Raw genomic sequence first — 21313 nt, 5'->3', positions numbered from 1 at the left:
GTTAATCAGAAGCCCAGGAGGTGGCGGCAGATCATCGCTGCCGCCCAGCCGGCGCCGAGTAGCAAGAGACCCGGATACCGGATGCCGACCACGAGCGCGGCCAGCATGGCGATCTTGACGTCCCAGCCGCCGTTGAAGAAGGCGGGGGCGACGAGCGTGGTCAGGACTGCTGCCGGCACGGCGTTGAGAGCCTGCTCCATGCGCGGCGGGATCGTCTTCATCCGGGTGATCAGCACATACCCGCCGATGCGGGTAAGGTAGGTCGCGACCGCGGCGGCCAATATCAGCAGAACCATGTCCATCGAGATGAGGTCGCTCATGTCAGCTCTCCATCTCGGCGGCGGCGTTCGCTGGCACGGAATCGGTGGACAGCGGCAGGAACGCTGCGACGACGACCCCGACCGCAGCACCGATGCTGACATGCCAGGGCGAGCCGACGAAATGATAGCCGAGCACCGAACCGAGCGCGCTTGCCACCACCACCGGATAAAAGCCCGGCTTGCGGCGGAAGCCGATGACCAGACCGAGGAAATAGACCGGCAGCAGCACGTCGATCGCAAGCGACCGCGGATCGCCCATCATCCGCCCGAAAAACGCGCCAACGACGCTGAAGAACAGCCAGGGGAAATAAATCGCAGCGCCGAAGCCGATATACCATCGGAAGCTGACGCCCTGGCCGCTTTCGCCGCGCTTCACGGCTTCCGCGAATTGCGGATCCGTCAGCACGAAGAAGGTGAAGAATTTCTGGACCGGCGTGAAATGGGTAATGTATCGGGTCAGCGCCGCCGAATAGAGGATATGGCGAAAATTGACGGCGAAGACGGAGAGCACGATCAGCCACGGCGCCACATGGTGGCCGAAAAGCTCGATGCCGACGAGCTGGCTGGCGCCGGCATAGACTGTCGCGCTCATCAGCCCGGCTTCCATGACCGAGAGGCCGTTGTCGCTTGCCACGGCGCCGAACAGCACCGCGAAGGGCGCCGAGGAGAGGGCGATGATAAGCCCACCCCTGACACCCAGGTTGAATTCGCTGCGATTCATTGGATAAATCCTTTTCGCACCGGCTTTAGAGCCCTGCGGGACCTCGCGCAATTCAATTGGGCTGATGGAACGATCGATTCCGCTGAACTATGGAGCTCCGGCGCCCTCGATGCCGCCGATCAGTCGGCGAGGATGTCCTTGCTCGAAACGATGCCGATGCCTTTTGCTCTCATCTCGGCGATGGCGCTCTTCACGCCTTCCGGATCGATGCCACGGCTGGCATCCTCGATGAAGCGCACTTTTACGCCCGGCAGCATTTCCACGGCGTCAAGAGCGGAAAATTTCACGCAATAGTCGGTTGCGAGCCCGCAAAGATCGAGTTCGGTCACCTGCTGGGCTCCGAGATAGCCGGCGAGGCCCGTTGTTGCGGCCTGGTCGTTGTCGCGGAAGGCGGAATAGCTGTCGACAGCAGGGTTCTCGCCCTTCTGCTGGATATAGTCGACGGCATCGATGTTGAGGTCGGGATGGAATTCCGCATCCGGCGTGCCCTGCACGCAATGGTCGGGCCACAAGACCTGCGGCTGGCCGGACAGTTCGCCCATGTCGAACGGCTTCTTGCCCGGATGCCGTGAGGCAAAGCTGCCATGGTTTTCCGGGTGCCAGTCCTGCGAGGCGACGATGACGTCGTAACCGCCGCCGTCTATCAGCTGGTTTGCGACCGGCACGATCTCGTCGCCGTGGGCCACGGGCAGGTTGCCGCCCGGGCAAAAGCCGTTCTGGATGTCGATCAGGAGCAGCGCTTTCATCGGTCGTCCTCCGAATCCTGGATGGCTGGAGGATGCCAAGGGTGAAGGGCAGGATCAAGGCCGATATGTTTTGCAGCGCAGCAGTCAGCGTGGTTCTGTCGCCCTCCGTCCACCCGGGATCAAGGGTCATCCGGCCGTTTTGTGAGGGCGGAAAAACGCCGCGAGAGGGCGATGGTGATGCGGGCGGAACTCAGTCTCTACAACGCTGTCGAGCATTCAAAGCGAGCTCGGGATCGGGCTGTTTTCGGGTTCGGAGCGACCGGTGACAAGGAGCGGATCTGCTGTTTTCGACCCAAGATTTCGCATGCTGCGGAGACCTGTCCGACCTCTCTGAAAGGCTTCGGTATACACCTCGGGTGCGGGCAGTCATGGACACTGCCAAGACCCTGCTGGTCGAATATGTGTCCGAGGGCCGGCGGAGGGCAGAAAGAGAAATGGTATAAAAATTGTGATAAGCCTTGAAAGAATGAGATTTTGTGGCTAAACAGCAACGGTCGTTGGCTTGACCTGCCTTAAAGCGCGCCGAGGGGGACACCCTGTTGCCGCATTTCGGTTAAACTTCCGACGGCATGCGCTTTTATGTGCACCACCGAAACCAAATCGGGGCGACGTAAAGACATTGGTTACCATAATCGTTCATCCTCACATGCAGTCGATTGGCGGCATTGAGCAGGTTTTCTTCTTGCTCAATGCTCGTCGGGGTTGTTTCGGCAGTCTCGCGGAAGCGATGCCTGCCCGTGTGAGTAACGGTTCGGGTAACGAGTGATGGCGCGTTCGGTCCAGACGTCGGTGAATGGCAGGCAGGCAGGCAAAGTTCCGCAACGCCGCAAGAAATCCCGCTCTCTCCTGGTCAATGTCACGGTCGGTTTCGGCCTGACGGTCGCAGCCCTGATGGGTGCGTCGATGGTTACCATGGCGACCGCGGTGAAGTCGGCTTCCGACGTCAAGTTCGAAACGGCACTGACAAGACCGATCGCCCTTGCGGCTCCCGCCGCCGTTTCGCGTGAGCGAGAAATCGACGTCTCGAAATTCTCCCGCCTGCCCGGCAGCGCGCCCGCCGATCCGAAGGGCAAGCGTCTGGCTGGCGCCGATGTAGCGGCTCTCGAGGCCCGCAAGCCGGATATTTCGGCCGTCAAGCAGACGCTCAATGTCGCGATGGCGAAGGCCGCACGGCATCAGGAACACGAACAGCAGTTTGCCGCTCTCGAAAAGATCCGCCCGGATGCCAACGCCATCCGCGCCGTGCTCGCGCCTGCGATGGAAAACCTCGTCGTCGTGGCGCCGCGCGCCGGCGCAACCTTGCCGGATATGATCCAGGATGCCGAGACGGTCACCACCGTTGCCGGGCTTAAGGACATGAAGCCTGTCGAGATGGCGGCGCTTGACGAAGACGCGGACGACGGCTCCGACGAAAGCGAAGTCGCGGTGGTCGAGGAAGCCGTGCCGGCGGCACCTTCCTACGCCCTGCCGAAGGCCGGCCCGCTGCCCGTGATCCGCCCGGGATCTGCCTCTGACAAGCCCGCCAAGCCGGCAGCGCTTGCTGCCATCGCCGCGGTCGCGCCGCAAAAGCCCTCCAGGGCGGCTGACGGCGACGACAAGCCGACCGCGCTCGCCTTTGCCAAGCCCGACAATCCGATGCGCGAGGAGCCGACCCGTCCCTCGCAATCCGCGCCGGCCTGGCCCGGAATCGGTACGAAAGTGGCCGTCTACGATATCTCCGGCGGCATGGTCTATATGCCGAACGGCTCGAAGCTCGAAGCCCATTCCGGCATCGGCAAAATGCGCGACAACCCGAACTTTACGCATGTGACGATGCGTGGTCCGACGCCGCCGGGCACCTATAAGCTGTCGATGCGCGAAACGCTGTTCCACGGCGTTGCCGCGATCCGCCTGACGCCGGTCGACGGCAGGGCGCCGCAGGGCCGCACCGGCCTGCTCGCCCACAGCTTTCTGCTCCGGGTGCGCGGCGACTCGCATGGCTGCGTCGCCTTTGCCGACTACAACGCGTTCCTGAAAGCCTTCCAGCGTGGCGATATCACCCATATGGTGATCGTACCCAAGTGGGACGGCAAGCGCCCCGGCCGCGGCACCAATGGCGGCTTCGTGGCCAAGCTGTTCGGCAACAACGACGCCTGATCGGGCGTCGTCTCCTCCGGCCCAACTTCAGCCGAGAATATCCCTCGCCAAGCGCATGAAGATTTTCGTGCCGATCGGGATCAGATCGTCGGGAAAATCATAGTTCGGATTGTGCAGGTTCGGCATGTTTTCGCCGGCACCGAGGAAGAACATCGCCGATTTCGACACGGTTGCGAACCGGCCGAAATCCTCCGAGCCGCGCATCGTTTCTCCCGCCTCGTGCGAGATGCCTTCGGCTTCCATCGCCGCGCGCAGCAGGGCGGCAGCTTCCGCATGGTTTTCGCAATGGCCGAAGATGTCGTGATAGTCCATCGCGTATCCGAGACCGCCGGCGGCTGCGACCTCGCGGACTAGGTGCTCGGCCTTGGTCGTCAACGCCTGCATCTGGCCATCGGTCATGGTGCGCAACGTTACCCAGACTTCGGCATGGCCGGGCGCAATCCCGAAGGCCGGTTCGCCGACCGAGGCATGCGTCAACGTGGCCAGCACCATGTCGCCGGTTGCGATCGAGCCCTGGCTCAGAGCCGTCAGCGCCGGCATCAGCGCTGCCACCGCCGGCACCGGCGAAATGCCGGTCTCCGGCATGGAGGCATGCGCGGTGCGGCCGGACAGCACGATCTTCAGGCCACGCGAGGCGCAGTTGACGATGCCGTCCTTCAGCCAGGCATGGCCGAGCGGTAGGCCCGGCATGTTGTGCAGGGAAAAACTATAATCCGGCGCCAGTTGCTGGAATTTTTCGTCGGCGATGACGGCCGCCGCGCCGGCGCCTGTCTCCTCGGCCGGCTGGAAGAGCAGGATGACGCGGCCGCGTTTCGGCCTTTCCCGGCCGAACTGCCGCCCCAGCGCCGCAAGCATGGTCATGTGACCGTCGTGGCCGCACATATGGCCCTTGCCGGGGATTTTCGAACGATGGTCCGGCGTGCCGATCTCCTCGATCGGCAGCGCGTCCAGCTCGGCGCGGAACAGAACGGTCGGGCCGGGAAGGCCGCTGTCATAGATAACCGCGACGCCCGTGCCGCCGAGGCCCGACACAACCCGATCCGGCTTCGTGTCAGCCAGGAACCCTTGCACCTCTGCCGCCGTCGCGATCTCCTCGCTGGAAATCTCCGGCATGGCATGCAGCTTGCGCCGCCATGCGGTGAGCTCGATGACGTCCTGATTGGTGAGAAACATGGGGCCGCTCCCTGATTGCCGGGTTTGACCCGAGGTAACCGGAGCAGGGGTTCTCCGCAAGCAGAACCTCTGCCCGACCGATCACCACGCGATGCCGATCTTGCCGAAATGGCTGCCGCTCATCTCGTATCGGAAGGCGTCGGCGAGTTTTTCGAGCGGGAACACCCGGTCGATCACCGGCCGGACGAGGCCCGTATCGAGCGCCCGGACGAAATCCTGCTGCTGCCGGCGGCTACCGACCAGAATGCCGGACAGAACCGCCTGCTTGCCCATCAGCGCCGCGGTCGGCACTTCGCCGCGCGCCCCGGTCAGTACGCCGATCATGGCGATATGGCCGCCCATCTTCACCGCCTGGATGGACTGTCCGAGCGTCGCGGGGCCGCCGACTTCCACCACATGGTCGACGCCGCGGCCGCCGGTCCAGTCGAAGACCTGCTTGCCCCAGTCGGCTTGGTCCTTGTAGTTGACCGTAAATTCGGCCCCGAGTTTTCTGGCACGCTCCAGCTTGTCGTTCGAGGAGGAGGTGATCGCCACCCGCGCGCCCATGGCTCTCGCGATCTGCAGCGCATAGATCGACACGCCGCCCGTGCCGAGCGCCAGCACCGTCTCGCCGGGCTTCAGTCGCCCAAGCTCCGCCAGCGCCCGCCAGGCGGTGAGGCCGGCCGTGGTGATCGTCGCCGCCTCCACATGGCTGAACCCTTTTGGCGACAGCGTGAAGGCCGCCGCCGGCCGCACCACATATTCCGTCGCGAACCCGTCGATGCCATCGCCCGGCGTGCGCGAAAAACCGCCCGGCAGCGGCGGACCGTCCTGCCAGTCCGGAAAGAAGCAGGAGACCACATGGTCGCCCGGCCTGAACTCGCTCACCCCTTCGCCGACTTCCTCGACCACGCCGGCGCCATCGGCCATCAGCACCCGCCCATCGGTCGGCGTGCGGCCGCTTGCGACGCTCAGGTCATGGAAATTGATCGAACTCGCATGCAGCGCCACCCGGATTTCGCCCCGGCCCGGCTTTCCCGGATCCGGCAGATCGACGAGCTTCAGGGCATCCAATCCGCCCGGTGCAGTGACGATGGCTTTCAAGAATTCCTCCCCTTAAATCCGCGAAAACTGTCGGATTCAACTAAAGAGAATCAGGGAGGCTGACAAGCGTGATGCCAGGGGCGACGTCCTCCGTTCCGCGTGATCGAACTCCACTGTGCCACTTTTAATATTGGTTTGTGCTAGGGCCTAAACGCCTCACACCCGTTCCACAAACCCATCCAGCACCCGCTTCTGCCCGGCCCGGTCGAATTCGATCGTCAGCTTATTGCCCTCGATCGCCGAAATATTGCCGTTCCCGAACTTAACGTGAAAGACCCTATCCCCGACCGAGAATTGCGAGGGCGTGTTGGCCACTGACTTGGCCACCAGTTCGCCGTCGATGGTCCGGGTGCGCGGGCCGCTTTCGCCGTAGCCGATGCGTTCCACGGCGTGGCCGGAGCGGGTGCCCCAGTTGTCGCGGGTGGCGTCGGTCTTGTTGGCCTGGGCGCGTTTCCAGCCGGGTGTGGAATAATTGTTGGCGAAGGGCTCGGCCTTGTCGAAGCGCGACTGGCCATAGCCGCCGCGGCCGCCATAACCGCCGTAATTGCTGTCCGAGGCGGCGACGTCCACATGGGCTGCCGGTAGTTCGTCGAGGAAGCGCGACGGCATGGTCGATTGCCACAGGCCGTGGATGCGGCGGTTCGAGACGAACCAGATGTGGCAGCGGTGCTTTGCGCGCGTCAGGCCGACATAGGCGAGGCGGCGTTCCTCCTCCAAGCCTGAGCGGCCGCCCTCGTCCAGCGCCCGCTGGTGGGGAAACAGGCCTTCCTCCCAGCCGGGCAGGAAGACGGTGTCGAATTCGAGGCCCTTGGCCGAATGCAGCGTCATGATCGAGACGGCATCGAGGTTTTCGTTGTTCTCGGCATCCATGACCAGCGAGACGTGTTCGAGGAAGCCGCGCATGCTCTCGAAGGCTTCCATGGAGCGCACGAGTTCCTTGAGGTTTTCCAGCCGTCCCGGCGCTTCGGCCGATTTGTCGTTCTGCCACATGGCGGTATAGCCGCTCTCGTCGAGGATCTGCTCGGCAAGCGTGGTGTGAGCCATGTTTTCGAGCAGGCCCTGCCAGCGGCGGAAATCGGTCACCACGTCGAACAGCGCCTTGCGCGCCTTCGGCTTCATCTCGTCGGTCTCGATGAGGTCGGCGGCTGCCTGCAGCATGGGGATGTCGCGGGCGCGGGCATAGTCGTGCAGGTAGCGCACGGTGGTGTCGCCGAGGCCGCGTTTCGGGGTGTTGATGATCCGCTCGAAGGCGAGGTCGTCGGAGGGCTGGCAGACCATGCGGAAATAGGCCATGGCATCGCGGATCTCGAGCCGCTCGTAGAAGCGCGGGCCGCCGATGACCCGGTAGTTGAGGCCTAATGTCACGAACCGGTCTTCGAATTCGCGCATCTGGAACGAGGCGCGCACCAGGATCGCCATGTCGTTGAGCTTGTGCTTGCCCCGCTGGAGGTTTTCGATCTCCTCGCCGACGGCGCGCGCTTCCTCTTCCGAATCCCAGGCGGCATGCACCACCACCTTTTCGTCGTCCGGGTCGGAGCGGTCGGTGAACAGGGTCTTGCCGAGCCGGCCCTCGTTATGGGCGATCAGATGGCCGGCGGCGCCGAGGATGTGTTCCGTCGAGCGGTAGTTGCGCTCCAGCTTGATCACCTTGGCCCCGGGAAAATCCTTCTCGAAGCGCAGGATGTTGTCGACTTCGGCGCCGCGCCAGCCATAGATCGACTGGTCGTCGTCGCCGACGCAGCAGACGTTCTGGGGAATGTCCTTCGGCCGCTGCGCAAGCAGCCGCAGCCACATGTACTGGGCAGTGTTGGTGTCCTGGTACTCGTCGACCAGAATATAGCGGAACTTGCCGTGATATTCCTTGAGCAGATCCGGGTTCTTGCGGAAGATTGCGATCGGGTGCAGCAGAAGATCGCCGAAATCGCAGGCGTTCAGCGTGCGCAGCCGCGCTTGGTAGGCGGCATAGAGTTCGCGGCCCTTGCCGTTGGCAAACGCGCGGGCGTCACCTTCGGCGATATCCGGCGGGGTCAGGCCCTTGTTCTTCCAGGTATCGACCATGCCGGCGAACTGTTTTGCCGGCCAGCGTTTGTCGTCGAGCCCCTCGGCCTGGATTAGCTGCTTGATCAGCCGCACCACGTCGTCGGTGTCGAGAATGGTGAAGTCGGAGCGAAGGCCAGCCAGTTCCGCATGGCGGCGCAGCAGTTTCACGCCGATCGAGTGGAAGGTGCCCATCCACGGCATGCCCTCGACGGCGCCGCCGACGAGTACGCCGACGCGTTCCTTCATTTCTCGGGCAGCCTTGTTGGTAAAGGTCACCGCAAGAATTTGTGATGGGTAGGCGCTGCCGGTTGCAAGGATATGGGCGATGCGGGTGGTCAGCACCCGCGTCTTGCCCGTGCCCGCGCCCGCGAGCACGAGAACCGGTCCATTCAGCGTCTCGACCGCCAGCCGCTGCTCGGGGTTGAGGCCTGCGAGATAATCGGGCGCACGGTGCTGGTCGCGCGCCGCCATGGCGCGGGCAGCGATCCCGAGGCCGCCATTGCCCGCGGCCTGTGCCGGAGCGGGGGCCTTGTTGCGCGGCGCCTGCGGGTGCTGCGGTTCTTCGTCGAAGAACGGAATGTCGTCGAAACTGTTCGTCATGCGGCCAATGTAGTGATTCGGACCTGAAAGACCAGAAAATGTTCTGCTTTCATTCCTAGTCTCCACACAAGGCAAGGCTAAAGTGTGAAGAGGCTGCCGGTTGCGCTCTGCGAAAGCGGCAATTTTAGGAGTATTAGGAGTATAAGTATGCTTGCCGTCTAACATACCCGTGAGATTTCGCGAGGTTACATTTTTGTAAGGTTGCCGAAGACCCATTGCGTGAGCACCCGCAAAAAAGGATACTCCCGGGCAATATGGCCTTTTCGTGCCTCCTTCGGAGAATTGAATGCGGATTTGGAAACAGCTTCTGCTCTGTCTCGCCGTCCTGGCGGGAGCGCTGGCTCTTTGGGTTTACCTGGTGCCGAGTGCAGGAGCCACGCTTGCAAAGTTCGGCGTTCCCGGTGAGGTGATTGCCGCCGTAAGCCCGAAACATGCCCCCCAGCCCACGCCGGCGGCAGCCGGCGGAGCAAACGGCAATGCTGCGGCACGCCAGCAAGGTCAGGGCGCTGCACAGGGGAATGCCCAGAACGGAGCCGCGAACGCGGCCCAGAACAACGCGGGCCAGAACGGCCAGCGTGGCGCCGGCGGCCAGGGCGGACAAGGTGGCAACCGCGCCACGCTCGTCGTTGCCCAGCCGGTGGCGATCGGCACCGTCAACGACCGCCTCACGGCGATCGGCAGCGGCGAGGCCATCCAGTCCGTCGTCGTCATGCCGCAGTCTTCCGGCACGATCAACGAGATCAGGGTCGTTTCCGGCCAGAAGGTCACCAAGGGCCAGGTGCTCGCCCGCCTCGACGACGAGGAGCAGACGATCGAGCGCGAAAAGGCGCAGGTCTCCCTGCAGAGCGCCCAGGAAAAATCCGCGTCCTACAAGAACCTCCAGTCGTTCTCGCGCCTCGACGTTCTCAATGCCCAGATCGCCGAACAGGCTGCAAAGCTCGCATTGTCCACCGCCGAACTCAACCTGAAGCGCCGTGATATCGTCGCGCCGATCGAGGGCATCGCGGGCATCGTCGCGGTCAATATCGGCGACAACGTCACCACCCAGACCAATGTGGTGACGATCGACGACCGCACGGCTATTTTGGTCGATTTCTGGGCGCCGGAGCGTTTCGCCGTCGCCATCGAGCCGGGCCAGGCAGTCGACGCAAGCTCGATCGCCCGTCCGGGCCAGGTCTTCTCCGGCAAGGTCGAGGCGATCGACAACCGTATCGACGCGGCAAGCCGCACGATGCGCATCCGCGCCCGTGTCGAAAATCCGGGCGACGTTCTGCGCGCCGGCATGGCCTTCAATGTCGGCATGCGCTTTGCCGGCGAAAGATACCCGGCGGTCGATCCGCTCGCCATCCAGTGGGACGGCGAGGGTTCCTATGTCTGGCAGGTCAAGGACAATAAATCGGTCAAGACCCGGGTGCGCGTCGTTCAGCGCAATCCCGATGCGGTACTCGTGGGCGCCGAGCTCCAGGAGGGCGACAGGATAGTGACCGAAGGTCTGCAACGGGTGAGGGAGGGGGCGTCGGTCCGGATTTTCGGCGCGCCGGAAACCGCTGAGGTGGCGCGCCAATGAAGATCGAACTTCCGGGACATGGCCACGACGACGAGGGGACGGCCAACGCGGAGAAATCCAGCCAGTCCTTCACCGCTCTCTTCGTCCGCCGGCCCGTCCTTGCCGCGGTCCTGAACACCCTGCTCGTCGTTGCGGGTCTTGCAGCACTCGCCGGTGTCGAAGTGCGCGAACTTCCCGACGTCGACCAGCCGGTCATCACGGTGCGCACCAATTACGACGGTGCCTCGCCACAGACGATGGACCAGGAAATTACCCAGGTCATCGAAGGCGCGGTCGCCCGCGTGTCCGGCCTGAAGGCGCTGTCCTCGCAGTCGCAGTTCGGCTCCAGCCGCGTGACCATGGAATTTTCCGACAGCGTAGACCTGTCCGAAGCCGCAAACGACGTGCGCGATGCCGTCGGCCGCGTCGTCAACAAGCTGCCCGACGATGCCGACGAACCGCGCATCGTCAAGGCGGACGCCGATTCCGACGCCATCATGCGTCTTGCGGTCACCTCCTCGAAGCTCTCGATGGAAGACCTGACTCAGCTGGTCAACAACGAGATCGTCGACCGGCTCGCCGCCGTGGAAGGTGTGGCCGACGTCGAACTTTACGGCGACCAGGACAAGGTGTTCCGCGTCGACGTCAACCAGGCGGCCCTTGCCGGCCGCGGCCTGACCGTTGCCGACGTCTCCAAGGCGCTGTCGAGCGCCGCCCTCGACGTTCCGGCCGGTTCGCTGAAGAGCACGACGCAGGACATCGTCGTCCGCGCCACCGCCAGCCTCACCAAGCCGCAGGATTTCGAAAACGTGCTGATCGGGCCGAACGTCCGCATCCGCGACGTGGCGACCGTGGCGCTTGGCCCGGACGACGGCACGACCGTGCTGCGCGCCAACGGCGTGCAGGGCGTCGGCCTCGGCATCATCCGCCAGGCGCAGTCCAACACGCTCAACATTTCCGAAGGCGTCAAGGCCGCCGTCGCGGAGATGCAGAAGACCTTGCCGGAAGGCACCCGGATCGCGGTTACCGGCGACGACGCGATCTTCATCCAGGGCGCACTGCACGAAGTCGAGACCGCCTTGATGCTCTCGGCGGCGGTCGTCGTCGTGGTCATCTTCCTGTTCCTGCGCGACTGGCGCGCCACGCTGATCCCGGCGATCACCATGCCGGTGGCGCTGATCGGCACGCTGGTGGCGATCTATCTCGTAGGCTTCTCGATCAACATCCTGACGCTGCTCGCCATCGTCCTGGCGACAGGTCTGGTGGTCGACGACGCGATCGTCGTGCTCGAAAACATTGTCCGACGACGGGCTGAAGGCATGGGACCGCGCGCAGCCGCCGTGCTCGGCACCCAGGAAGTGTTCTTCGCCGTCATCGCGACGACCGCGACGCTCGCGGCCGTCTTCATTCCGCTGTCCTTCCTGCCCGGCCAGATCGGCGGCCTGTTCAAGGAATTCGGCTTCGTGCTTGCCTTCTCGGTCGCGCTGTCGTCGGTGACCGCCCTGACGCTTTGCCCAATGCTTGCATCGCGCATGCTGACCAAGCCGATGAAGGAAGACCACGGCCTGCTCGGCGCCTTCGGCAACGCGTTTGCCAGCGTCTATGCGTCCTCGCTGCGGTTCTGCCTCAACGCGCCGCTTGTCGTCATCGTCGTCTCGGTGGTCTTCTCGGTCGCCGCCTACAACGTCTTCGGCCTCGTCAAGAGCGAGCTGACGCCGCGGGAAGACCGCGCCACGATCATGCTGCGCCTGACGACGCCGCAGGGCGTCAGCCTCGATTATACGCGCGACCAGATGCAGCGTGTAGAGGAGAACCTGAAGTCGCTGCGCGATTCCGGCGAGATCACCAATGTCTTCTCGATCTCGGGGTTCGGCAGCAACACCAATAGCGGCTTCATGGTCCTGACCCTGGCGCCCTGGGACGAGCGCACCCGCAGCCAGGACCAGATCGCTGCCGACGTCAATGCCGCAGCGCTCAGGGTTCCGGCACTGCGCGGTTTCACCATGCAGGCGAACAGCCTGAAGATCCGTGGCGCCGGCAACGGGCTGCAGATGGCGCTGGTCGGCAACGACTACGACGTCCTGACTTCGACAGCCCTGAAACTCGTCTCGCATATGGAAAGCGAGGGCGGCCGGTTCTTCGATACACCGCGCCTCACCAACGAGCCAACCCAGGCGCAGCTTTCGGTGGCGATCGACCGCGAGCGGGCCTCCGACCTCGGCATCGACATTACCGGCCTGTCGACCGCCATGCAGTCGCTGCTCGAAGGCCGCTCGGTGGTCGACGTTTTCGTCAACGGCGACGCGCTGCCCGTCAAGCTCACCTCGACCACGAGGCCGATCGACGATCCGACCGATCTTGAAAACATCTTCCTGAAGACCGGCGACGGCAAGATCGTGCCGATGTCGACGATCGCGACCCTGAAGGAAGGCGCGGTTGCGCCGCAGCTCAACCGCGAACAGCAGCTCGCATCGGTCTCTATCTCGTCGAACCTGCGCGATGGCGTGGCGCTCGGCGATGCGGTCAAGGAAGTCACGGCGATCGCCCAGCCGCTGCTGCCGGCCGGTATCCGTCTGGTGCCGATGGCGGAGGCCAAGACGCTTGGCGAAAACTCCAACGCCATGCTGCTGACCTTCGGCTTTGCGATCGCGATCATCTTCCTGGTTCTGGCGGCGCAGTTCGAAAGTGTATTGTCGTCGATCATCATCATGTCGACCGTGCCGCTCGGGCTTGCCTGCGCCGCGATCGCACTGGTGCTGACCGGATCGAGCCTCAACGTCTACAGCCAGATAGGTCTCGTGCTGCTCGTCGGCGTGATGGCGAAGAACGGCATCCTGATCGTCGAGTTCGCCAACCAGCTGCGCGACCGCGGGTCAAGCGTGCGCGAGGCGATCGAAACCGCCTGCGCCCTTCGCCTGCGCCCGGTGATGATGACGATGATCGCCACCGTCATCGGCGGCGTACCGCTGCTGCTGGCTCAAGGCGCCGGCGCGGAAGCCCGTATCGCGCTCGGCTGGGTGATCGTCGGCGGCCTCGGCTTTGCGGTCATCGTGACGCTCTTCATCACCCCGGTTGCCTATCTTCTGATCGCCGGCTTCGCCAAGCCGCATGTGCACGAGGAAGCGCGGTTCCATCAGGAACTGGCGCATGCCACGCGTCGCAAGCCGGAAAAGCAGGACAACGAGGAAGAGGACGGCAAGGAGCGGCTGCTCGCTGCCGAGTGATGGCCGGGTGAGGCCCACCCCGTTCGAGAGCGCGGGTACTTCGCTTCCTCCCATCCTCCCTGTCCTCGGACCTGATCCGGGGACAGAAGAGATAATATCAGGTTTTTCGCGACCTAGCGGCCCAGCAAGGCGTCGAGCTGATCGGCAAGCTCGCCGCCACCGGCGCGGTCCTCGGCCATCTTCTGGAACAATCCCGCCATTCCCCTGAATATCTGCGAAGCCGGATCGTCTTCGCCGAGGAACGCGGCAATCTCCTCCATCTCCGCCACCCAACGATAGGCTTTTGCATACATGTCGGGAATGGCGCTTGAGAGTTTCCGGTCGAGATCGGGCACGCTTTCGGCCATCTCCCGCTTGAGGCTCTGGTCCGCACCCGATCCGATGGCGGCGAGAAGCATGGCGGTGCCGAGCCCGGTCATGCCCTTGTTGATGCCGGCATAACACATCTTCAACGCCGAGGCTGCTCCGACAGCTCCTTCGATCCGGCGGACGTGAAGCCCGTGCGCGGCGAGAACGGCGCTTTTGTCCGCCCGGTCGCCACTGATATAGAGTTTTGGTCCGGCCTTTCCGGGCTGCGGCGGCAGGCCGATGATCGAGCCGTCCAGCACGTTCGCCTGGCCGGGTCTGAAAGCGGCTGCGACCGCATTCATCGTCTTTGGCGAGATCGCGTTGCAGTCGACGAATGTCACTGGGCTTGGGCGCTCTCCGATCGCCGCGGACAGACGTTCGGCAACGCCGATCGCCTCGGCGGGAGGAACGATCGACAGAACGATCTCCGCCCCGATGATGTCTTCAAGCGAGGCGGGTTCCATTCCGGCGGCCCTGGCCCGCTCGTGGGTCCCGGGTGAGCGGCCTTCCAGATAGGTCAGCACGCTTGCGCCGCCCTCCGCCAACTGCCGGCCGATCCCGCTCCCCATCGCGCCCGCGCCGATGATTGCAATTGTCGCCATCGCTGATCTCCTGAAATTTGATAAAGGCAGAACCTGATTTAAAGCATCGATCGGCGACTTGCAGGTGAACTATTTTGCGCCGAGACAAAAAGACCTGTCCGTGGCGCGGAGGCCCTGCCGGCGATTCGCGTCCGGCTCCCGGAAACTCACCCTGCCGGGGCGCAAGGACTTACCGGCACGGGAGGCTCATCGCCGACATCCCGCTGCGGTGGTCGGTTTCGAGACTTCTTGTAGTCATAACGGTCACGAGCCGGGCCTGTTAAACTTGCGGCAACCTTGTGCATGGCATGGCATATCCCGCCACGCAGCAGAAGGAGAGACGTATGGCGCTGATCGGCTTCAAGAATACCCATAACCAGTCCGTATACATCAATCCCGCCCAGGTGCTTTACGTCACGACCTTCGAAGAGGAAGTCACCATCGTCGCTCTTGCACTTGCCAGCACCGGCGGCAAGCCCACGGCCGTCTATGTCCGCGGCAATGTCGATCAGGTACAGCAGAGGCTGAGCGTAGCCATAGCGGGCTAGGTTCGGCATCAGGTTTCGCGTCCGGCATCCTATTCGAGTTCGTTGGGCAGCGCCGTCGCGGGGATGTCCCAAGCTTCACCCGCCTGTCGGCTCAACGACTTAGTTTAATTTTCTACCCCTCTCATCCCCGCCCATCCAACCCGTGCCTAAAATCCCCCCGTTCCGTCGCGGATACACCGGCAGGCGTGCCGGCGAGGCGGGACCGGCGCCGGGTGGGAGGAAACGACGTAAGTCCTTCCATTCGGGGTTCGCGGAAAATGGTCTCCCTCCGGCGACAACGGGGAGAGGTGAAGGCAAACGGACCGAGCCTTCGTCTCTTGATGCCCGAAAGCGCGCGCCGGACGTGCCTGTGCGGCACACATGTTGGCTGACCGGATGGTGTCGCCGGATTTTCAAAGTCCGACCGATACTATCGGAGAAACCGGCGGAGATCCGTGGAAGCCTTTCCGATCAAATCGGATGGGGCGTCCCGGGTCATACGAACACCGTCCGGAAAGGCCACGGCAGAGGGACCGAAGTCGCGGATATTAACCGCCGAACGGGGCGCTGAGAGGTGTCACTTATTACTTATCTTACGAGGCAGCTTTCAGCGCCCCGTCCGACACAAAAACCGAAATCGCTAAGGCGGGACTCCGCCCGGTCCATCGCTGTTCCGTCTGGACAAAACCCGACCCGTCGCCTAACCAATCCCTTGAAAAGACAAGGAGGAGAATGGCCATGGCGATCAAGGACGTGAAGGCAGGCCTTCGCAACGAAGAGGGCATCTCGACGGTCCTCGGCATCCTCAAGCAATCCTTCGGAGAGCGTTTTCAGACCGGCCAGTCGTTTCGCGAGCAGCACGCCCATACGACGACCTATCTGCCGGCTCAGCTTCCGGATGGCGTCGTCTTCGCTGAAAGCGCCGATGACGTCAAAGCCGTAGTCAGGGCTTGTGCCGAACATCGGGTACCGGTCGTGCCCTTCGGCGTCGGTTCCTCGCTCGAAGGCCAGGTGAATGCGCCGTCGGGCGGCATCTCGATCGATTTCAGCCGCATGAACAAGGTGCTCCGCATCAGCCCGGCCGATCTCGACGTGACGGTCGAGCCCGGCATCACCCGCGAGGAACTGAACCGCGAGCTTCGCGACACCGGCCTGTTCTTCCCGATCGATCCCGGTGCCAATGCCTCGATCGGCGGCATGACCGCCACCCGCGCCTCCGGCACCAATGCGGTGCGCTACGGCACGATGAAGGACAACGTCCTGTCGCTCACCGTCGTCACCGCCGACGGCGAGGAAATCCGCACCGCGCAGCGGGCCCGGAAATCCTCGGCCGGCTACGATCTGACCCGTCTCTTCGTCGGCTCGGAAGGAACGCTCGGCGTCATCACTTCGGTGACGTTGAGGCTGCAGGGCATTCCGGAAAAGATCGGCGGCGGCGTCTGCGCCTTCCCGAGCGTGAAAGCGGCCTGTGACGCCGTGATCATGACCGTCCAGATGGGCATTCCCGTCGCCCGCATCGAACTGCTGGACGACGTGCAGATGCGGGCCTGCAATGCCTATTCAAAACTCTCCTATCCGGAAAAGCCGACGCTGTTCCTGGAATTCCACGGCACCGAGGAAACGGTGGCGCTGCAGTCGGCGCAGTTTGCCGAGATCGCCACCGAGTGCGGCGGCGACGACTTCCTGTGGACCGCCAATGCCGAGGAGCGGGCAAAGCTCTGGCATGCGCGGCACAACGCCTATTGGGCGAGCCGGGCGCTGGCGCCGGAACTCGACGGCCTTTCGACCGATGTCTGCGTGCCGATCTCGCGGCTTGCCGAATGCGTCGCCGAGACCCAGGCCGATATTGCCGAGCAGGGGTTGCTGGCGCCGATCGTCGGGCATGCGGGCGACGGCAATTTCCACGTCCTGGTGCTCTTCGATGGCAAGGATCCGGCCTCGGTCGAAAAGGTCGAGGCGTTCATCGGCCGCCTCAATCACCGGGCACTTGCCATGGACGGAACCTGCACCGGCGAGCACGGCATCGGCCAGGGCAAGATGTCATTTCTGGAAGAGGAACTGGGCGGCGCCGTCCACCTGATGCGGACCATCAAACAGGGGCTCGATCCCAAGAATATCTTCAATCCCGGCAAGATCTTCAGGAATGCCGAATGAGATGCTCCCGCAAGCTTGACTTGCCTGCGAACCCAATAGAACTAGTCTCTTAGCAAGATCAGGGAGACGGATACCGTGCTCGGACGCATCCTGTTGGCATTCGGCGGATTGGTGGTGGTGGCGCTGTTTACGGCGCTGCTCGCTCCGTTGTTCGTCGACTGGGCGAGCCTGCGGGTAAGCTTCGAGGAACAGGCAAGCCGCATCCTCGGCAAAAAGGTCACCGTCCACGGCAATGTTGACGCGCGTATACTGCCGTTTCCCTCAGTCACCCTGCACGACGTAAGGGTGGGGGCCGATACGGATGGCCAGCCTTTGGTGCAGATCGCGCAATTCTCGATGGATATGGAGCTTGCGCCCTTCCTCTCCGGCGAGGCGCGGATCTTCGACATGCGCATCGAGCAGCCGAAGGCGCGGGTCCGGCTGCTGAAGGACGGCACGCTCGACTGGATGCGCGGCAGCCGCGCCGCGATCCCGGCTCATACCGTCGTCATTGAGGACGTGCATGTCACCGGCGGCGAGATTGACCTGATCGACGAACAGTCCGGCCAGTCGCGGCAGATCACCGGTTTTGTCGGCGACTTTTCCGCAGGTTCGCTGCGCGGCCCCTGGCGCGGTGAGGGCAATGCGACGCTCGACGGTTACGAGACCCGGTTCAACCTGGCGAGCGGCACGGCGGATGCCGAGGGCAAGCGTATGCCGCTGCGCCTCAGGCTCTGGCCGGATGCACAGCCCGTCGAGATCAATCTCGACGGCGAGCTTACCGTTGCCGACAACAGGCCTGCCTATAACGGCAACTTCACGCTCGATTTCCTGCAGGAGGAGGACGAGACCGAACCGGTGACGCCGCCACCGCCCGGACCGCGCTTGAAGGGTGGTTTCGAAGTCACCAATGAGCGCATCCGTATTCCGCAATACCGGCTGGAAGTCGGGGCGAGCGACAATCCATACGTGGTGACCGGTGAGGCGACGCTCGATACTGGCACCAAGCCTGAATTCCTGCTGACCGCCGACGGCCAGCAGATCGACGTCAACCGGCTGGGCGACGGCGCGCGGGCCAAGACCGGTCGCGATGCCGCCGCCTCGGCGCAGCGCCGCATTAACAATTTCATCCGGCTGGCGGCGTCTATCCCTATTCCGCAGGTGCCCGGCCGCGCCAGCCTGAGGCTGCCGGCGATCGTCGCCAACGATACGACCATCCGCGACATCAGGCTCGACATACGGCCGGCGGGCCGCGGCTGGACGGTGGACAACGTCGTGGCGACCCTGCCGGGCCGCACGCAGCTGGAGGCGAAGGGCAGCCTCGTGCTTCGCGACCGGACGTCCTTCGTCGGCGATATGCTGGTCGCTTCCAGCCAGCCGTCCGGCCTTTCCGACTGGCTTTCCGGACGGGTGGCACCCGAACTGCGCCAGCTCCGGTCAGCCGGCTTCTCGGCGAAGGTCAATCTTACACCCGACCTGCAACGGTTCGACAATCTCGAACTGGCGATAGGGCCTGCGACGCTCAAGGGTCGTCTGGAACGCCAATCGACCCAGGGGCAGACGCCGAACCTGTCGCTGAGCCTTGCCGGCAACGAGATCGATATCGACGCCATGCGGGCGCTTGCCTCGCTGTTGACCGGCGACGATGCGGGCCAGGATGTGCTGGACCATCGCGTCGCGGCGACGCTGAAGGCGGACCGGTTCACCGCCTTCGGGGTTGCCGCCAACAATGTTGATACCGCTTTCACCGTGGCTGGCGGAGCGCTCTCGCTGGAGCGCCTGACGGTCGGCAATATCGAAGGGGCGACGATATCGGCACGAGGCCGCGTCGAAGGCTCGCTGCTTGCCTATTCTGGCACCGGCAGCCTGTCGCTGCGTTCCGGCGATCCGACGGCCTTCCTGACCATGCTGCGCGACCGCCTGCCTCCGCATCCGGCTCTGGCCCGGCTTGCCGCAAACGGCGCCTGGTTCGCCAACACGGATCTCGGTGCAAACTTTACGGTCGGCGGAAGCTCGAACGGGGTGGAGATCGTTCTCAAGGGCAAGACGAACGGCAGCGCGGTCAATGCCGACCTCAAGCTTCCCGGCCTGTTCGACCTGACGAGCGACCCCGACATGACGCTGGTCGCCTCGCTCGACAATTCCGACCCGATGGTTCTTCTCGGCCAGGCGGGTCTCGATCCCCTGCCTTTCGAAGGGGACGGCACCGGCGAACTGCTGCTCAACGTCCATCAGGGGCCGGGTGCCACGGCAAAGACCGCGCTGTCGTTCACAACCGCAAAGACCTCGCTGGACGTCAAGGGCGACATGCGGATCGGCAGCGACGGTTTTGGGGAGGGTAGCGGTCACGTGACGCTGCGGAGCGCCGATCTGGAACCCTACCTGCTGATGAACGGTATCGCGCTGCCGCAATTCGGGACCGGCCTGCCGATCACGCTCGATGCGGATGTCAGCATGACGCCGGAGGCGGTCAAGATTGCAGCGCTCAGCGGTGCGGCGGACGGCAACGTGATCAGCGGCGATATCGCCGTCGATCGCAAGGCGCCGGGCATGCCGGCGACGGGCTCGCTCAGCCTCGACAACCTCGATCTCGCCTGGCTAGGGGAGGCGATCTACGGGCCGGTCAGCGATCCGAAAAGCGGTGCGTTTTCTTCAAAACCCTTCGCTCCGCCGGTCTTTTACGGCGCGGATGTCGCTCTCGACGTCAAGGCGCGCACGTTCTACACGGGCGCGTTCGGCAATATCGGCGATTTTTCGGCCCGCGTGACGCATCGCAGCGGCGGCATCACCATCGAGAATGGTGTTGGCAACTGGCAGGGCGGCCGGCTCGCCGGCCGGCTGCTGATGTCGAACGGTGACGGAACGGGACTTCTGCAGGCCCGGCTTTCGGCTGAGAACGCCGATCTTGCGCCGCTCATCTGGACGAAAGGCGGAAAGCCGGTTGCCGGCGGAAAGCTGGATTTCAACATGTCCGCCGAATCGACCGGCAAGACCTTGGCCGAGCTCTTGGGTGCCACGAGCGGCTCGGCCGAATTGCGGCTGAAGGGCCTGACCGTCGCCGGCATCAATCCCGATGCGATGAAGCCCCTGATGGCCGGGGTGGACAAGCTCGGCGGAGAAATCACGGAAGCGAGGGTCCGGCCGATCGTTTCCAGCCTGCTGCATCAGGGAAATGCGGCGATCGGCAACGTCACCGTTCCGGTGACGATCACGGCGGGCGAAGCGCGGGCGCAGAATATTGCAGCCGCCGTCGGCACGACAAAACTGTCGGGCGAGGGGCGCTTCGATCTGCTCGACGACCGCCTGAGCGCGAACCTGGCGATCACCTACGATGCCGGCGACGAGGCGCTGGCCGGCGGCGATCCGACAATCCGGCTCGATTATTCGGGAGATCTTGCCGCGCCCACCGAGCGGATCGATATTGCGGCGATGGCCAATTTCCTGTCGCAACGCGCCTTCGAGCAGCAGCGGCGGCGTGTGGAAACCCTGCAGGCGAGTGTTCTGGAAAAGCAGCGCCTTCGTCGCGAGGTGGCGCTTTATAATTTTCAGGCAATCGAGCGGCAGGCGGCTCGCGAAAAGGCGGCGGCTGAAGAGCGCACTCGCCAGCAGGCCGCCGAAGCGGAACGCCAGCGCCAGGGCGTGGAGGCGGCGGCCCGAGCGGCGGAAGAAATGCGTCAGCGTCAGATCAGCCAGCCGCCGCAGCTCATCGTGCCGCCCACCGACGACGCAATCCGTCAGAACTTCCCGAGCCTTCCGTCCGCGGGCACGCCCAACATACCGAGCCTGCCGGGGGTGCAGCGATAGCTGCCGCCGCGCGTTCGGGTCTAGGAGGATTTGAGCCACGTCAGGACATGGACGCGCAACGCAGACGAGAGATTGCTGTCGGCACCTCGTTGATCGTCGATCTCGGCGATCAGGGTGGCCAGGCTGATATCGCGTTTTGCGGCGATCGCTTTCAGCTCGAGCCAGAATTCGTCTTCGAGCGAAAAACTGGTGCGATGACCGTGAAGGGTCGCGGAATGTTTGCGGATCACGAAACTCTCCGGACCTTCTGAACAAGCTCGCTTATTCAGACTGTGGTACTTCCGGCGTCAAGCCGATCGGCGCAAGCCTGGTTAGCGGATCATTAATATGC

General features: G+C 63.8%; 14 protein-coding genes. 6 read left to right on the top strand and 8 right to left on the bottom strand.

Going from position 1 to position 21313, the window contains the following annotated elements; translation table 11 throughout:
* Nucleotides 1–5: 5 nt before the first annotated feature.
* The 3 genes from RG540_RS10665 to pncA form a co-directional block, all read right to left on the bottom strand.
* Nucleotides 6–320 carry an AzlD family protein gene (locus RG540_RS10665; RefSeq protein ID WP_038587536.1) on the bottom strand — a complete coding sequence of 105 codons (315 nt, stop codon included), beginning with the start codon at nucleotides 318–320 and terminating at the stop codon, nucleotides 6–8.
* Nucleotide 321: 1 nt separating this feature from the next.
* Nucleotides 322–1041: an AzlC family ABC transporter permease gene (locus RG540_RS10660; protein WP_038587533.1), complete on the bottom strand. Its 720-nt coding sequence runs from the start codon at nucleotides 1039–1041 to the stop codon at nucleotides 322–324.
* A 119-nt stretch (nucleotides 1042–1160) separates the two neighbouring features.
* Nucleotides 1161–1787, bottom strand: coding sequence for a bifunctional nicotinamidase/pyrazinamidase (gene pncA, locus RG540_RS10655; RefSeq protein ID WP_038587531.1), 627 nt, complete (start codon nucleotides 1785–1787; stop codon nucleotides 1161–1163).
* Nucleotides 1788–2552: 765 nt separating this feature from the next.
* Here pncA and RG540_RS33005 point away from each other — a divergent pair.
* Nucleotides 2553–3923 (top strand): DUF2778 domain-containing protein, encoded by a 1371-nt coding sequence (locus RG540_RS33005; protein WP_051909341.1) that lies wholly within the window; start codon nucleotides 2553–2555, stop codon nucleotides 3921–3923.
* A gap of 27 nt (nucleotides 3924–3950) precedes the next feature.
* On the opposite strand, the gene RG540_RS10645 is transcribed toward RG540_RS33005, so the two are convergent.
* The 3 genes from RG540_RS10645 to RG540_RS10635 all read right to left on the bottom strand — a co-directional run bounded on the left by RG540_RS10645 (nucleotide 3951) and on the right by RG540_RS10635 (nucleotide 8819).
* Nucleotides 3951–5096, bottom strand: coding sequence for an amidohydrolase (locus RG540_RS10645; protein WP_038587528.1), 1146 nt, complete (start codon nucleotides 5094–5096; stop codon nucleotides 3951–3953).
* Between the two features lie 81 nt (nucleotides 5097–5177).
* Entirely contained in the window at nucleotides 5178–6179 is a 1002-nt protein-coding gene (locus RG540_RS10640) for a zinc-dependent alcohol dehydrogenase family protein (RefSeq protein ID WP_038587525.1), read from the bottom strand.
* Nucleotides 6180–6335: 156 nt separating this feature from the next.
* Nucleotides 6336–8819 carry an ATP-dependent helicase gene (locus RG540_RS10635; RefSeq protein ID WP_038587522.1) on the bottom strand — a complete coding sequence of 828 codons (2484 nt, stop codon included), beginning with the start codon at nucleotides 8817–8819 and terminating at the stop codon, nucleotides 6336–6338.
* Between the two features lie 286 nt (nucleotides 8820–9105).
* On the opposite strand from RG540_RS10635, the gene RG540_RS10630 reads away from it, so the two are divergent.
* Nucleotides 9106–10386 (top strand): efflux RND transporter periplasmic adaptor subunit, encoded by a 1281-nt coding sequence (locus tag RG540_RS10630; protein ID WP_038587520.1) that lies wholly within the window; start codon nucleotides 9106–9108, stop codon nucleotides 10384–10386.
* Nucleotides 10383–13589 (top strand): efflux RND transporter permease subunit, encoded by a 3207-nt coding sequence (locus RG540_RS10625; RefSeq protein WP_038587517.1) that lies wholly within the window; start codon nucleotides 10383–10385, stop codon nucleotides 13587–13589. Before RG540_RS10630 ends, RG540_RS10625 begins: the two co-directional genes overlap by 4 nt.
* 113 nt (nucleotides 13590–13702) lie before the next feature.
* Here RG540_RS10625 and RG540_RS10620 read toward each other — a convergent pair whose 3' ends face one another.
* Nucleotides 13703–14539 (bottom strand): NAD(P)-dependent oxidoreductase, encoded by an 837-nt coding sequence (locus tag RG540_RS10620; RefSeq protein ID WP_038587514.1) that lies wholly within the window; start codon nucleotides 14537–14539, stop codon nucleotides 13703–13705.
* A 323-nt stretch (nucleotides 14540–14862) separates the two neighbouring features.
* On the opposite strand from RG540_RS10620, the gene RG540_RS10615 reads away from it, so the two are divergent.
* The 3 genes from RG540_RS10615 to RG540_RS10605 all read left to right on the top strand — a co-directional run bounded on the left by RG540_RS10615 (nucleotide 14863) and on the right by RG540_RS10605 (nucleotide 20982).
* The gene (locus RG540_RS10615) at nucleotides 14863–15066 is read left to right on the top strand and encodes a hypothetical protein (RefSeq protein WP_038543470.1); all 204 of its coding nucleotides are present in this window, start codon (nucleotides 14863–14865) and stop codon (nucleotides 15064–15066) included.
* 717 nt (nucleotides 15067–15783) lie between these two features.
* Nucleotides 15784–17199, top strand: coding sequence for an FAD-binding oxidoreductase (locus RG540_RS10610; protein WP_038587511.1), 1416 nt, complete (start codon nucleotides 15784–15786; stop codon nucleotides 17197–17199).
* A gap of 75 nt (nucleotides 17200–17274) precedes the next feature.
* Entirely contained in the window at nucleotides 17275–20982 is a 3708-nt protein-coding gene (locus tag RG540_RS10605; RefSeq protein WP_065814418.1) for an AsmA family protein, read from the top strand.
* Nucleotides 20983–21002: 20 nt separating this feature from the next.
* Here the strand turns inward: RG540_RS10605 and RG540_RS10600 are convergent, their stop codons facing one another.
* Nucleotides 21003–21212: a ribbon-helix-helix domain-containing protein gene (locus tag RG540_RS10600; RefSeq protein ID WP_038587507.1), complete on the bottom strand. Its 210-nt coding sequence runs from the start codon at nucleotides 21210–21212 to the stop codon at nucleotides 21003–21005.
* Nucleotides 21213–21313: the final 101 nt, after the last annotated feature.

Source organism: Neorhizobium galegae bv. orientalis str. HAMBI 540 (assembly GCF_000731315.1).
Classification (GTDB): Bacteria; Pseudomonadota; Alphaproteobacteria; order Rhizobiales; family Rhizobiaceae; genus Neorhizobium; species Neorhizobium galegae.
The sequence above is the reverse complement of the archived record's forward strand: the minus strand, read 5'-3'. Positions and strand labels throughout refer to the sequence as shown.

What these genes read in the sequence shown, in the direction of transcription:
- RG540_RS10665 (WP_038587536.1), bottom strand. Translation starts at nt 320, where the DNA reads ATGAGCGACCTCATCTCGATGGACATGGTTCTGCTGATATTGGCCGCC.
- RG540_RS10660 (WP_038587533.1), bottom strand. Translation starts at nt 1,041, where the DNA reads ATGAATCGCAGCGAATTCAACCTGGGTGTCAGGGGTGGGCTTATCATC.
- pncA (WP_038587531.1), bottom strand. Translation starts at nt 1,787, where the DNA reads ATGAAAGCGCTGCTCCTGATCGACATCCAGAACGGCTTTTGCCCGGGC.
- RG540_RS33005 (WP_051909341.1), top strand. Translation starts at nt 2,553, where the DNA reads ATGGCGCGTTCGGTCCAGACGTCGGTGAATGGCAGGCAGGCAGGCAAA.
- RG540_RS10645 (WP_038587528.1), bottom strand. Translation starts at nt 5,096, where the DNA reads ATGTTTCTCACCAATCAGGACGTCATCGAGCTCACCGCATGGCGGCGC.
- RG540_RS10635 (WP_038587522.1), bottom strand. Translation starts at nt 8,819, where the DNA reads ATGACGAACAGTTTCGACGACATTCCGTTCTTCGACGAAGAACCGCAG.
- RG540_RS10630 (WP_038587520.1), top strand. Translation starts at nt 9,106, where the DNA reads ATGCGGATTTGGAAACAGCTTCTGCTCTGTCTCGCCGTCCTGGCGGGA.
- RG540_RS10625 (WP_038587517.1), top strand. Translation starts at nt 10,383, where the DNA reads ATGAAGATCGAACTTCCGGGACATGGCCACGACGACGAGGGGACGGCC.
- RG540_RS10620 (WP_038587514.1), bottom strand. Translation starts at nt 14,539, where the DNA reads ATGGCGACAATTGCAATCATCGGCGCGGGCGCGATGGGGAGCGGGATC.
- RG540_RS10615 (WP_038543470.1), top strand. Translation starts at nt 14,863, where the DNA reads ATGGCGCTGATCGGCTTCAAGAATACCCATAACCAGTCCGTATACATC.
- RG540_RS10610 (WP_038587511.1), top strand. Translation starts at nt 15,784, where the DNA reads ATGGCGATCAAGGACGTGAAGGCAGGCCTTCGCAACGAAGAGGGCATC.